This is a genomic window from Bacillus sp. IT-79MI2, from assembly GCF_949768135.1.
Lineage (GTDB): Bacteria > Bacillota > Bacilli > Bacillales > Bacillaceae_G > Bacillus_A > Bacillus_A pseudomycoides.
This window is the reverse complement of sequence record NZ_CATKPV010000030.1, coordinates 1-289: the sequence shown is the minus strand read 5'-3', so window position 1 is coordinate 289 and position 289 is coordinate 1. Positions and strand designations below refer to the sequence as shown.

1 protein-coding gene is annotated in these 289 nt (G+C 34.3%); it reads left to right on the top strand.

What is annotated here, in order from left to right:
* Positions 1-226 (top strand): DDE-type integrase/transposase/recombinase (locus tag ACM6HU_RS02055; protein ID WP_414847967.1); only part of this gene is annotated, 226 nt, incomplete at its 5' end.
* Between the last annotated feature and the right edge of the window lie 63 nt (positions 227-289).

Genomic DNA, 289 nt, shown 5'->3' with positions numbered 1-289 from the left:
ACTAAGGCAAGTGAAATATCTCAATAACATAGTAGAACAAGATCATCGGTTTATTAAAAAGCGAGTTCGTTCGATGTTAGGATTGAAATCCTTTCACACAGCTACATCCATTATTTCTGGAATAGAAGCTATGCATATGGTAAAAAAAGAACAGATTGATTTACGGGATCAGTCTGTCCAAAACCAGAAAGAATTCATCCATCGATTGTTTGGGCTTACAGCATAAAATAGAATTCCGCTAGAAATATATGAGCTATATTCTCTTTTATTTTATCTTTGCACCAGAACC